This window comes from Sphingorhabdus sp., assembly GCF_046596595.1.
Classification (GTDB): Bacteria; Pseudomonadota; Alphaproteobacteria; order Sphingomonadales; family Sphingomonadaceae; genus Sphingorhabdus_B.
The window spans coordinates 1-13,629 of sequence record NZ_JBKJMB010000011.1; the positions used below are offsets into that span (position 1 = coordinate 1).

A 13,629-nucleotide genomic window follows, 5' to 3' on the forward strand; every position below is an offset into this window, starting at 1 on the left:
GCTCGATCTTGGCGCGACAGCAGCACAACTTGGCACTGCTTTCATTGGGTGCCCCGAGAGCGCTGCTGACAACGCCTATCGCGCCGCTTTGTTCAGTCCAGCCGCAAAACATACGACCATGACACGGGCGATTTCGGGCCGGCCCGCTCGGTGCCTTGCGAATGCATTCACACGACTCACTGACGGGATGAAACTAAGCCCACCTGATTACCCAGTCGCCTACGACGCTGGTAAAGCGCTGAACGCTGCTGCACAAGCTTCCGGTAATGACGGGTACGGTGCGCAATGGGCTGGTCAAGGCGCACCATTTGCTCGCAGTATGCCAGCGGCTGAGCTGGTTGCTGCTTTGGCGAGCGAAATGGGCGCTTAGATTTGCTTCCCATAACATTGCCGTCATTCCAAGGGCGGTGACGGTCGCCTGAAAGCTGCCGCAGCGCAGATCACGGTATTCGTCCCATCATGATGACCTGAATTGGGAAGACAGGAGACCGTCAACTCATACACACGCATATGTGTAACACTACAAACTTTGCCGCCGGTAAAAATAGCCTAAGGTCTTGCGCGCGCTGGCGCCGTCTCAGGCATATACCAGAACACCATGATCACACATAATGCGACAAATGCGATCATTGCGCCGGGTGCTGCGGGCCATCCACTGTTTGTTACCAACAGATGTGCAACCAAAGGCGTAAGACCACCGAATATCGCGGTTGCAGTTGTCGCGCCCAATGCAAGTCCGCTGAGTCTACCCTCGCCAGGGAATTGCTCGGCAGTCGTGACGGCCCCGACGGCGCTAACTGCTCCGCCAAGCGCAGCCAAAACAATTGCGCCAGCCCAGGTCGCGGCTCCACCGCCAGCCATTACCGCAAACATGCCAGTTGGCAGAAATATCCCGCCAAGTGCCAGCATCAGAAGAATGGGGCGGCGACCAAAACGGTCGGATGCAAGCCCTATTAAGGGCGTTACCAGGATTACCGTCAGAGCTGCAAGGATGGAGATCGACAGCGCGCGTGTCTCGGGCATGGTGCCAGTGGTATCAAGGAACGCCGGTACATACGTAATGCCGACATAATACGTGATCGAACCCAGCGCAGAGATCGCAAAGCCACGTGCAATAGCGCTGCGGTGTCGCGTTAAGGTTTGCCGGATCGGTTTTTCCGGCACCGTGCCGGCATCACGCTGTCTTAGGAATTCAGGCGTTTCCTCGAGTGTTGCGCGGGTGATCAGTACTAAGCCGGCGAGCGCTGCGCCAAACAAAAACGGCAGCCGCCATCCCCATGATACAAGCGCTTCTTCGGGCATAGCCCAAACGGTCAGCGCCGCCGCACCGGCCGCCAGTAGCGCCCCGATCTCGCTTGCCGCCGAAGCGCAGCTCGTAATCAATCCGCGCCGATTGTCCTTCGCACCTTCCAACAAGTAAGCGACAACGCCGGTATATTCGCCGCCAACCGAAAACGACATCAAGCAGCGCAGTGCGATCAGCAGCACGCCGGCAAGCGGGCCAATCTGGGCATAAGTTGGCAACATTGCGGTTGCGAGCATCGCTATGGTCATCAAAGCCATCGAACCAAGCATCGTTACCCGCCGGCCCAGCCGATCACCAAAATGACCAAAAACTAGCGCTCCGACTGGCCGCATGAGGTAAGCGATAGCAAATCCGCCGAGCGTTTCCGTCATCGACTGTGGGCCAGTTCCGAAGAACACCCGAGCCAGCACAGTCGAAAAATAAAGGTACAGCGTGAAATCATACCATTCAACAACGGTTGAAAGCCCGGCGACAACCATCGATCGCCGCGACATGGGCACGCACGAAGACGCAGATGCGCCGTGCGCCGTTTGGTAAGCGGTTTCAACCATGAGGCAAGTTGGCGAATTTCGCACCTGGTGACAAGGCTCCTTGGCCCGTCGCCAGAGCTTTTAACAAACATTTCAGGTTACCGACAGACGTTGTTTCCTGACCGGCAACATTTGGAGCAAGTAGCAGACAGTCGCCTCCTAGCTGGCTCTGCCTCAAATCGGTCGGTCCGCTATAGGCGAGAAGTTGGCATTGTGCATCGAAAGGCGTTCTAAACCGCTAGTGTAAGGTCAGTCGGGAACTGCACTATGAGCGGTGGTAATTTCCGTCAGAAACGTCGGGTGAACGATACCAGATCGCTGTCAGCATCGCCTACGCCGCTTATCATTCCGCGAAGCATTTGACCGGCCATCATCGAAAATGTGATGCCGTTGCCGCCATAGCCCATCGCCGCATAACAATTGGGCATGCGCGGAACTGGCCCGATCGTTGGTGTTCCGGTTTTCGAATCTCCAAATGAACCGCTCCAACTGTGCGTTGCGGTTGGATCGATCATCGGCAGCAGTCCGCCCAGCTTCCTGACCAATGCCTGCGTTTTCTCATCGTTCAACGCGTCGCGCTCTTCCGCATCGGCAATTTCCGCATCCTCGCCGCCACAAATGACGTGACCCTCAGGCGTGGTACGGATGTAAAGATACGGGTCCGACGCTTCCCAGATGATGCTGCCCGTTGGCCAAATGTTACGTGGCTGGGGCTTGGTGGAGATGGCCCAAGTCGAGATGATTTTGTTGCCCTTGCGTGGCACACCCTTCGGCATTTCATAGCCGGTAGCAAAAACCAGATGTCTGGCCTTTATCTCAGGTCCATCACTCGTTGATACGACAACTCCCGAGTGGCTAGCGCTAATGTCGGTCACTTCAACCGGTGCGTAAAGCCGAGCACCGCGCGAAATGGCAGCGTTAAGATAACCTGCAGCCAATAAACGCGGATCGGCCATGTAATTGTCGCGCCCGACGATGGCAGACCGGCCCTTGATACCATATGTCTCAAACACCGCAGGCGGCTTTAAGAAAGTCACCTCGAATCCTGCACGCTTCCGAGCCAAGGTTTCAGCCTCCAGCCCGGCCGCATCGAGCACGTTACCTGACAAATAAAGGCTGTCGCGCGTAGCCTGATTGGCGTCAATCCCAAGCACACGCGTTCTTTGGCGCAATGCATCGACTGCAAGCCTTGAGCGGCGCCATAGTCGCTCTGCCCGGTCCCGACCTATCCGTTCGCCCAAGACGGAAAGAGGCGTGTCAATTTCATATTGCAACAGGGCGGTCGAGGCAGCGGTTGACCCCTGCAATGGCCCGCGCCGGTCGACAAGCGCCACCTGCAGCCCAGCATCGCTTAACGCTTCGGCGATGATAGATCCCGAGATTCCCGCACCTATCACTAACACATCACAGGACGCAGATCGGCCCAACTGAGACTTAGGGATATGAGGCAACCGACGGTCAAGCCAGATCGTTCTACCGGTACGCAAGTCGCGCGGTACAGTTACTGACATAGAGTGCCCTTTCACAACCTGTAAAAACGGCACCGCCTAAATAGTTCCCAGAGAGCGCTCCCGCCTGTCGGCTTGATCATGAGACAACGCAGGCGACATTAATTGCGACGGCGACGGCGGGGCCGATACGATCGGCAACATTGGCAAGTCAGCATTCGTAATTCTGCGGACGCCGGACTACTGGCATTGCATTGGCATGGATGAAAGCACAAAGTGGGCCAGCCAACTCGGCTAATATCGGGCGTCACGACCGGGGTGGACGCAGTTCACCAGCTTTGAATGCGCTTGGGCCAAAAATAATACCTTATTTGTTCACTCAGCAAATCGAACACTTTTTAGCGATACTGTCTGGAACTTCAGCAAACATCTCGAGTTTTCAAGACCGCGTGCCATCATGCTGATTGCAATGTTTCCACTGGTTGAACGCGCTTGGGAACAAAGCAGTCTTCACGCTGGAACCATTATCAGAATTAGGAAAATTGACATGGCGATGAAAATCAACAATGCGGGTGACGGTGGCGAAACGCACCAGCAGGCTGGCGCCGATGCGCCGCTGTTGACCACCAATCACGGCGTCGCCATTAGCGATAACCAGAACAGCCTGAAAAGCGGCGCACGCGGGCCGACCCTGCTCGAGGATTTCGTCCTGCGCGAAAAAATCTTCCATTTCGATCATGAGCGCATCCCCGAACGTATTGTCCACGCGCGGGGATCGGGCGCACATGGCGTGTTCGAGGCTACGGATGATATCTCCGACCTTTCAAAAGCGGCAGTATTTACCAAAGGGGAGAAGACCGAGATTTTCGTCCGCTTCTCGACGGTCGCGGGCGGCGCAGGCTCGGTTGATACACCACGCGACGTGCGAGGCTTCGCGGTAAAATTTTACACAAAGGAGGGCAATTGGGACTTGGTTGGCAATAACATTCCCGTGTTCTTCATTCAGGATGCGCTGAAATTCCCCGACCTTGTCCATGCCGTAAAAATGGAGGCAGATCGCGGCTATCCACAAGCGGGCAGCGCGCACGACACCTTCTGGGATTTTGCCAGCCTGATGCCCGAAACCACGCATATGCTGATGTGGGCGATGTCGGACCGTACCTTGCCCCGTTCTTTGCGGATGATGGAAGGCTTTGGCGTCCATACTTTCGAACTGGTCAATGCAAAAGGCGAAGTGAGCTTTGTCAAATTCCACTGGAAACCAGTGCTTGGATTGCAGTCGACGATCTGGGACGAGACGCTAAAGCTGCAAGCTGCCGACAATGATTATCATCGCCGCGACTTGTTCGAGGCAATCGACAGCGGTGCATTTCCGCAATGGGAACTGGGCATTCAGGTGTTCGATCGCAAATTTGCCGAAGCGCAATCCTATGATGTGCTTGATGCGACCAAGCTGATCCCTGAGGATGACGTGCCAGTGCGGATCATCGGAAAGATGACACTAAACCGAAATGTCGACAATTTCTTTGCCGAGACCGAGCAGGTTGCGTTTCTGCCCTCCAACATCGTGCCCGGCATCAATTTCTCGAACGACCCATTGTTGCAGGGGCGGCTGTTCAGCTATCTCGACACACAGAATTCGCGGCTGGGCACTACCAACTTCCACCAAATACCCATCAATGCGCCTCGCTGCCCGTTCGGAAACTTCCAGCGCGACGGCAAGATGCAGACAATGGTGCCAAAGGGCCGCGCCAATTACGAGCCGAACAGCCTTGGCGACCATGGAGAAGACGGCGGACCACGCGAAAGCGCCAACAAGGGATTTGTCACCGCAAATGCCGTAACTGGCCCAGATGAAAGCGGCGACAAGTTACGCGTGCGGGCGGAGAGCTTTGCGGACCATTACAGCCAGGCACGGATGTTCTACAAATCGCAGACCGAAAACGAGCAGGCGCATATTGCATCTTCATTCGTATTCGAACTGTCCAAGGTCGGGCAACTCGATGCGGTGCCGCCGCGCATGGTTGCAAATCTGCGCAACGTCGATGAGGATCTCGCAAGGCGTGTGGCCGAAGGCTTGGGGATTCCCCTGCCGGCCAAGGCAAAGCCTGCCAGGGAACCGGTGGAAATGAAGCCGTCCGACGCCTTGTCGATCCAAAAAAATATGAAGCCAACGCTGGAAGGGCGGACGATAGGCATTTTAATTGCAGATGGCAGCGATGCCGAAGACCTGACGTCGTTGGTAAGCGCCATTGCCAAGGCGAAGGGCAAGGCATTTATCGTTGCGCCCAAGGTTGGCGGGGCGAAGCTGTCCGATGGAAAGCTCCATAAGGCCGACGGCCAACTGGCAGGAAGCCCCTCGCAGCTTTTCGATGCCGTTGCGCTATTGCTGTCGGCACAGGGCTGTAAGACGCTTTTGAATGAAGGCGCTGCGGTCCAGTGGGCGATGGATGCATTTGGTCACCTGAAAGCAATAGGAGCCACCGATGCTGCCAAGCCTTTGCTCGACAAAGCCGGAATTGAGCCCGACGACGGCGTGTCCGCCATCAACGGGAAGTTTGTCGAGGCAGCGACCAGACGATTCTATGACCGTGAGCCGCAGGTCAGAACTTTGGCATAAAGGAAACCACGATTTAAACACTGCCGCTGGGTTTGTGACACGACTGCTCTGGTAGCGTACGTTATCCACAAGAACAGACAGTTTATTGTTGAGAATTGATCCGTTTTCGGGTGGGTGCAGCCGTGAAGCTAAATGACGTCATGACAGTTCAAGGGAAATGGGCTGAGTGCCGGGTCTCTTCTGTGTCTGGTGCTGGACATTGCAGACATTAATGGCGGTCGTTTCGCGGCTAAAATGCGACATTCATTTTGCTAGCTATCGTGCCCAACCATTGAACCGTGCCATCAGATAACTGAATTTCGGCTAGGCTATCAAGTTTCGTGTCGAACGGAATGCGCATCGCGGGCGCAGATCGACACGCGATTTTATTCGAACCAATCCGGCAACCCGGACCTATTCCTAAATAACTACTTTTAAGGCGCAATAGGAGAGGACCAGCCTGTCTTGTACCGGTCAAACCAGGCGAGAATCGCGGATGTCTTTGCCGCGGCCTGAGAAGGCCGCGCGGCAATGCCGCCATGACTGGCACCGGGGACCTTTATAAGCATGGTTGGTACACCCCTCAGTTTTAACGCAGTATACAATTGCTCTGACTCACTCACCGGCGTGCGATAATCTTCGGAACCGACGACGACAAGTGTTGGCGTTTCGATATTGCCCACGAGGGAAATGGGCGATTGAGCCCAGAATTTCTCGGGCGCTTCCCACGGCTGGGCACCTACCCAGTAGCGTCCGAAAACGGGAGCGCCATCGGCGGTCAGGGTCTGTGTAATCCAGTTGATTACAGGTTTCTGTGCTGCGGCAGCTTTAAAACGCTTGGTTTTGCCAACAATCCAGGTTGTAAGGACACCGCCTCCCGAGCCACCGGTTACAAATAGCATATCCGGGTCAGCAATACCCAACTCAATGGCTCGGTCGACGATACTCATGAGATCAAAATAGTCATTGCCCGGATATGCTTTATCAATGCCGTTCGCAAAATCCTCACCGTAACTCGTCGAACCGCGCGGATTTGCTGAAAGGACGGCATAACCAGCGGCGGCGTAAAGCTGGTTGTCAGTAGCAAAATGAGGTCCATAGGCGGCAAAAGGGCCACCATGTATTTCCAGAATGAGGGGAACCTTGCTGCCTTTTATGTATCCAGGCGGGAGCGTAACCCAGCCGTCAATTGCTTTCCCATCAAAGCTTGAACGCGTTGAAATGCGCTGAACCTGGCCGAGGATTTTGACTTCGCGCATCGTGCGGTTAAGGTCGGTCAGCGTCCTCATTTTGCCGCCGCTCATCAACTTCAGTTCAGCAGGAGAAGTCGCGCTTCCACCGGTAAAGGCAATGACATCATTGTTGGAAACAGAAAAGCTACCGCCGGTGTACGGCCGGTCCATGCCACCTCCCGAAAGACCGGAAACGATTTCGCGTGTTGAACCATCCAGCGAGATGCGCGAAACCTTTGTTTCGCCTTTGTCATCAAACTGAATATAGATGCCTCGGCTATCTGAGTCCCATATCATCTGATCGACGCTATAGTCCCAGTTGCCTGTCAATGAGCGACGGCCCGAGCCATCACGGTTCATGATATATAGTTCAGTTTTTTCATACGCGCGCATCGCGTCATCAAAGCCAAGATATGCGATTTGGCTGCCATCGGGCGAAACGAGTGCATTGCTATCAGGCCCGTTACGGTCGGTAAGCTGGCTCAGCGATCCGGACGAAAGTTTGATAGCCCAAACTTCGCTTTCCACTGAATCCGTTTGCCAATCGGTCTTGCGATTTGCAGTGAAATACAGACTGGCCCCGTCATTCGACCAGGATAATGGCCCACCGTCGTGATAAGGACCAAAAGTCAGCTGACGCGGCGCACCACCATTTGCCGAAATCACGAATATTTTTTCAAAACCTGACTGCAGATAGCCTTGGCCATCCGCACGGTATGTAAGGAGATCGTAGTACTCAAGGGGCTTGGCCCATTCAGCGCCCTTCGGTTGACTGGGCGGCGCAGTGCCTAGCTTTAACTCTTCGTCTTTCACCATCATCGTATAGGCAATCGACGCGCTATCGGGCGACCAAGTCAGGCTAGAAGGCGCCGTGGGAAGGCCCGTTAGGCGAACGCTTTGCCCGCGGTCGACCCAGCGCACCCAAATTTGGGGAGATCCGCCTTCTGTTGAGGCGTATGCAAGCCGTTTACCGTTCGGCGACCAGCGTGGTGAAAAGGCATCTCCATCATTGCCGGCAATCTGCATTTGTTCGCCTGTCTGGACGTCGACAAGCCAGATGGTGCTTTTGGCACGATCCGTCATGATATCATTTGTTTGCCGTACATATGCGATGTGGCGCCCGTCAGGACTAATCTGCGGGTCACTAGCTTGGGCCAAATCGAACAGGTCAGCGCCAGTGAAAGTTCGCTCGGGTCCCGACCTTGAGCTTCCGATGGCAGAACCAGGAATGGGAACGGGTTGACTAATATCGGTCTCCGCCTGCGCGCCTTCATTGGGGCTCTGTTCTGCCTGTGCCACGGCAATGTGAGAGGTTAAAGCTAGCAAACTAGCCCCCATTAATGAGATAGTGCGCATTGCTTTCCTCCAGTTACTTAACATCCACCTAAACCTACACCTTTCCAAAATGTCGTCGAGATGCAAATGGGCAAGCTTAATAAGAATAACAGATGTTGGGCAGCGACGAACATCTGCGCACCGTTCCGGTTCCGAGCCTTCCCAATAACGGAGAGTGCTACCCAGAGACTTCCGCGAATGGCATTACTATCCGCGTGACGCTGTTTGCCTGATCATTGTTCCTAATTTGCTGTTGTGACAATCGGTGATGGCGTGAAAGGCTTGATGCTCAATTTTGGGTAGATTTCGGCGGGATAGTAAAACACGCCGTTTTTCACCACCATGGATATGGATTTGACTGCCTTGAGATCTATTGTCGGATTACCGGGGATAAGAAAGAAATCCGCAAGCTTCCCTTTTTCTATGGAGCCCAATTGCTGATCCTGACCCAGATACTGCGCCATCTCAAGCGTTGCGCGTGAGAGCACTTGCGCGGGCGTCATTCCGATTTTGGTGAAGAGTTCGAGTTCACGGTGGTATGTGAAAGCTCCGCCCATATCTGTGCCAGGAATGAGAAATATACCCTTACGGTTCATTTCGGTCAGCGTTTCCAAAATTTTGCCATATGCTGCGACATATTCGGCACGCTGTTGAGGCGAGTCCGCTCCAAACAATGCCTGCTTTAGTTGCCGTTGCTCGGCGGGCGGCATGTGTTCAATATAGTCTAGGGCACCCGGGTTTGTCCGACCATCTAGCGCGGTAAGGCCAAGCTCATGTATCCCGATTGTGGGTTCATGCGCGACTTTTCTCGCCACCATTGAATCCAACGTTGACTGGACGTTGGTGGAGCTTACTTCAAGCGTCGGGAAGCGGCGCATAGCAGTGAAACGGAACAAGGTGCGCGTATCCTCCTGCGGTGCGAGCACCCAGCCGAGCATCAATTGATTAACATGGGTAATCTCGTTAAAACCAGCGGAGATCATCGCATCCGCGTTGGAAAAAGCTGGAATATGGCCCGCGACGCGTAACCCTAACCTATGCGCTTCGGCAACAACTGCGGGTGCCCATTCCGGCTTCATGGAGTTGTACAACTTCACTTGCCAGAAGCCGCGTGCAGCATATTTGCGCACCGCTGCGATCGCTTCATCTTGTGTCGAGACGACCGTACCGTTCCGCGCTGAAAACGGGCTCTCGCCCTCTATAAAGCCTGACCGCACGACACGTGGTCCTGCCAATTCGCCAGCGTCTATCCGCGTGACCAATTTGTCGAGCACGTCGTCGCGATTGCCCATGTCGCGTGTCGATGTGACGCCTGCCAGGACATTCAGCAGAGCATCTTGCTGTGCCAGATGGCCGTGCATCTCGTACAGTCCGGGGACAAGTGTGCCGCCGGCACCATCGATTGTTGTCTCGCCAGGTGTCGCATTACTGCCGCTAGGTACGACCTCGCTGATACGGTTGCCGAAAACAACAACATCGCGCGGAGCGGTTACCGCTTTTGCCACCGGATCAAACAGCCGAACATTTCGAATACGTACAGGACCACCATAATGTTTGGCATTGTCCTTTTGCAGGACAACGAAACGCTCTGCACCGAGTTGTTCTGCCTCAACTCGTAAGGGTTCGACGGCAGTTTTCTCATACCCTTTGCGTACCAGAACGGAATCTGCGGACGCGACGGCGAATAGTTCGCCTGTTGCATCCAGTACAATGTAACTCGGGTTCAGAGCCAAGCCGCCCAGTTCATAGGTTGTGACCGCAAGCAGTCCGGCAGGCCCGTCAAAGCTATGCCGTCCCTTTTCGAATAATTTTGCCGTTCCTGCGGGAGCAACTTTAAGTGTCATGTCAGGAGCAGTCAGCAGCGCTTTGGCAAGTATGGCGATATCGCTCACCGATCCATTCTGAGCCACATACAAACGCGGTGCGTCACTGCCCTGAAGTGTGCCCGGCCCCGCCAAATCGTTCCAGCTCACGCCCTTGGCGTTGCGGGTGAAACGTTCATCCACGCTATTGCCGAAGGTGGTCCGTCCAGTGATTGTCCAATTGGCGGGGAGTCCATCAGCGCCTAAGGTGATCTTCTCCGCAATGGTCGGCCCACGACCGTTCTGCTTGATATTGTAATCAACGGTAATCGTCGTGCCCTCGCGATCGACAATGTAATGTCCAATGTCGGCGTCGTCGGCGATCATCCGGTATTCGATCGGTTTGGCGCAGACAGGATAAGCAACCGTAGTTAGCGCAGCCGCAACGAGAAGGTTGAATCTCATGATGTTTGTTTCCCCAGTTAATCTCGTGGCGGAGACTAGCAATGGCCTTGATTACTAGCGAGGAACTTTTTTAAACCGCGATCGGCCACTTAAACGTCGTCCAAAAGCAACACCGTCACTGTTAATTTACTACGCCTTGGCTTGGTACCGGCTATAGCCCTAATGACGCAGTTCATTTAGAGGTAAGGCCGGTATGACCGTTAATCGCGATCCACAAGCTGTCGATCAGGAAAGTGTCTGGGATTATCCGAGACCGCCGGTTGCGCTGCTATGTGATAAACGGCTTGTCATTATCCATCGCGGCATCACCATTGCCGATACGCACAACGCCGTGCGTACGCTTGAGACCAGCCATCCACCGACCTACTATTTTCCTCAAGCCGACGTGCTGATGTCGGCGCTTCGTCCAGCAGCAGGATCCAGTTTCTGCGAGTGGAAAGGGCATGCCCGATATTTTGATGCGATTATTGATGGGCAGGTTTTGGCACAGGTAGGTTGGTCATACCCGACGCCAACCGCAAACTTTGCGATCTTGCGCGACCATATCGCTTTTTACGCCCAGCCATTCGATACGTGTCTTGTCGGCGGCGAGCGCGTGACGCCGCAACCGGGCGGATTTTATGGAGGTTGGATCACTTCGGACCTTAGTGGTCCATTTAAAGGGGTTCCGGGCAGCCAGTTTTGGTAAGCAATTAAAGCCAGAATATCGACGCGGCTGCTTGAGCACGGTTGGATGAGATAAATGACAGTTTTCCGCAAGGAGGCTGGGTACAGTTTAAAAGACATGTCGTTTATCACTAGACGGATCGTCCGAATTGATAGCCAACAATTGGCGCGGTTAGATATCGCAAGCGGCAACATGGTCATTCATTCAACGCTGCTTTACGCAGTTGCACGGTAAAGCTTGCCGGCCGTTCGCAGGATTTCTCCATCAAGCTGATAACGCTGTCATGTTGCTGCCAGACGCATGCAGTTTTTCCACGATGCACCGCGCAAACAGTATATTCTGTGGGAATGAAAATTTCGGTCGGGGAAATGATATTCTCGTCGATGTCTATTGAACACTCGAAAACTGTTGACCCATCCCATGATTGGCTCAGCAGTTTTCCTTGGGCGGCGCGGACGAATGGACGGCAAAATCCTTCAAGCGCCCTAGCGCCCGCGTCTGGGTTTGATCCGGAGTTCTGCAATACCTGGTTTGCAGACCATATCGACAAGTCCTCCTGGTTCCAACCATCACCTATCATCGGATCATTGCCGTTTGAAGCCGTGTAATTCCACTGCGTAGATGACAAAAGCAGAGTATCGAGAGCATCATACATCGCCGTCAGGGCACAAATGTGGGCTTGCCAAATATCAGGTGAATAATTGCCCTCAGACCATTCCGAATATGCTCTTGCACCATTCAAATCGAAAGGAATGCCAAATTCACCGATAAGCGTTGGCGCACCTCCGTTTACCACGTCGCCAAATTTCGCCACGCGCTCTAATCCAGACACATATTCTCGGGTTACCGCCTCACGGCCCTCATACACCTTACCCGTCAACAAATCCCTGATGCTCCAGGGTTCGAAGCGCTTTGTGACCAACGTCGCCAGATCATACCAATGACTCGCGTTGACAGTGCGTTCGGGACAGTCGTCTGGTAGACCGAGGGTGCCAAAAGGATCGGCTTCGGCGAAAATGAGCCAGTCCTTTCGGACGCCGCGGACCGCTGAAGCTACGCGATGGTAAAATGGGCTCATGATGTCGCGACCGAAATCAAGTGGCTTACCATTAAACACGGCAAAATAGTCTGGCCGCAAAGCTACCGGTTCTCCGCTGGGCGTGACATCCCAGACCCCCGCCTCCCGGAACGGATCTTCTGATCCACTGCGCCAGATGGAAATGCCTTGGGGATTGACCATCCGTTCCCCACCTTCGAGAAGTGGCAGTCGCCGAGGTATTCCAGACGCGACGGCCAGAGCATCGAGCGGCGACCAAGACAAGCCACGCAGCAATCCGCGGCGTTGGTCGAGGCGCTGCCCGATCCAGCCGCTGCCAGGTTCGTTTAGCGTATCAAATCCGATTACATGCGGCACGTCAGCAAGCCGTTCAGCGACTGCTCGCATTGAACCAAGATAATGGTCCTGTAGATAAACACCCACATTCCGACCCTCCACTAAAGCTGAAGGGGCGAAGGCCTCACCTGCGAAAAAGAGCGTCCACATGATTGCATTTGCAGGCATCCGATAATTAGCGCCCCAACTCATTTGCGGATAACCGTCTTGTCGTCCCCCGATTTCGGCATCATATTTGTAGGCCATTACATGTGCGGCATCAGCTAAATCGAATTTCGTAAAATCCAAACCCGCTACTTCGAATGTCCAACCCGGCGCACCGTCTCCACCCGACATGCGTGCCCATACATCCTGATGGAAATCGATGAAAATATGAAATCCGAAATCACCGGCGCGGCGGGCGATCGCTGCCAGATAATCGAGATAAGCCTCGTCATAGATCCCGGGGCCTGCGTGCTCGACCGCTTCCCAAGTGGTAAGTAGCCGCAGACAGTTAAATCCCCATCTTTGTAACCGTCTAAAATGTGCATCCGCTTCTTCAAGCGGAAAGGGGCGTCCGACAAAACTCACATGTTTGTGATCGGCAAAATCGGTCCGACGGTAAGTATGTCCGTCCAGTGATACCGGAACCTTGCAGTCCCCGCCAAGATTGACGCCGCGCAGGATGACGTGACGTCCATCGCGATCGCGAAATAGCTTCCCGTCAATTTGGATCGTTGAGTGCATGGTTTAAAGATCCCCGATGTTATGTTCACAGTATTCAACCTAATTTGGGCAAAAAGGGGGCACCTACAAATCGCTTCGGACCTGTTAGTACCACCCCAATATTCCTGTTAATCAAAATGACCATTT

General features: G+C 54.3%; 8 protein-coding genes. 3 read left to right on the forward strand and 5 right to left on the reverse strand.

Annotation, left to right across the window (positions count from 1 at the left end):
• A partial coding sequence (locus ACLL9E_RS00740; RefSeq protein ID WP_411289838.1) for an NAD(P)H-dependent flavin oxidoreductase occupies positions 1-370 on the forward strand: 370 nt, incomplete at its 5' end.
• 179 nt (positions 371-549) lie between these two features.
• Here ACLL9E_RS00740 and ACLL9E_RS00745 read toward each other — a convergent pair.
• Both ACLL9E_RS00745 and ACLL9E_RS00750 read right to left on the reverse strand, forming a co-directional pair.
• On the reverse strand, positions 550-1,857 hold the full coding sequence (locus ACLL9E_RS00745; protein WP_411289839.1) for an MFS transporter: 1,308 nt from the start codon (positions 1,855-1,857) through the stop codon (positions 550-552).
• A gap of 266 nt (positions 1,858-2,123) precedes the next feature.
• On the reverse strand, positions 2,124-3,347 hold the full coding sequence (locus ACLL9E_RS00750) for an NAD(P)/FAD-dependent oxidoreductase (RefSeq protein WP_411289840.1): 1,224 nt from the start codon (positions 3,345-3,347) through the stop codon (positions 2,124-2,126).
• A gap of 484 nt (positions 3,348-3,831) precedes the next feature.
• On the opposite strand from ACLL9E_RS00750, the gene ACLL9E_RS00755 reads away from it, so the two are divergent.
• Positions 3,832-5,904 (forward strand): catalase, encoded by a 2,073-nt coding sequence (locus ACLL9E_RS00755; RefSeq protein WP_411289841.1) that lies wholly within the window; start codon positions 3,832-3,834, stop codon positions 5,902-5,904.
• Between the two features lie 413 nt (positions 5,905-6,317).
• On the opposite strand, the gene ACLL9E_RS00760 is transcribed toward ACLL9E_RS00755, so the two are convergent.
• Together ACLL9E_RS00760 and ACLL9E_RS00765 are read right to left on the reverse strand one after the other, a co-directional pair.
• Positions 6,318-8,198 (reverse strand): S9 family peptidase, encoded by a 1,881-nt coding sequence (locus ACLL9E_RS00760; RefSeq protein WP_411289842.1) that lies wholly within the window; start codon positions 8,196-8,198, stop codon positions 6,318-6,320.
• A gap of 494 nt (positions 8,199-8,692) precedes the next feature.
• The gene (locus tag ACLL9E_RS00765; RefSeq protein WP_411289843.1) at positions 8,693-10,717 is read right to left on the reverse strand and encodes an amidohydrolase family protein; all 2,025 of its coding nucleotides are present in this window, start codon (positions 10,715-10,717) and stop codon (positions 8,693-8,695) included.
• A gap of 193 nt (positions 10,718-10,910) precedes the next feature.
• On the opposite strand from ACLL9E_RS00765, the gene ACLL9E_RS00770 reads away from it, so the two are divergent.
• The gene (locus tag ACLL9E_RS00770) at positions 10,911-11,405 is read left to right on the forward strand and encodes a DUF427 domain-containing protein (RefSeq protein ID WP_411289844.1); all 495 of its coding nucleotides are present in this window, start codon (positions 10,911-10,913) and stop codon (positions 11,403-11,405) included.
• A 175-nt stretch (positions 11,406-11,580) separates the two neighbouring features.
• Here the strand turns inward: ACLL9E_RS00770 and ACLL9E_RS00775 are convergent, their stop codons facing one another.
• Positions 11,581-13,503: a cellulase family glycosylhydrolase gene (locus ACLL9E_RS00775; protein WP_411289845.1), complete on the reverse strand. Its 1,923-nt coding sequence runs from the start codon at positions 13,501-13,503 to the stop codon at positions 11,581-11,583.
• Between the last annotated feature and the right edge of the window lie 126 nt (positions 13,504-13,629).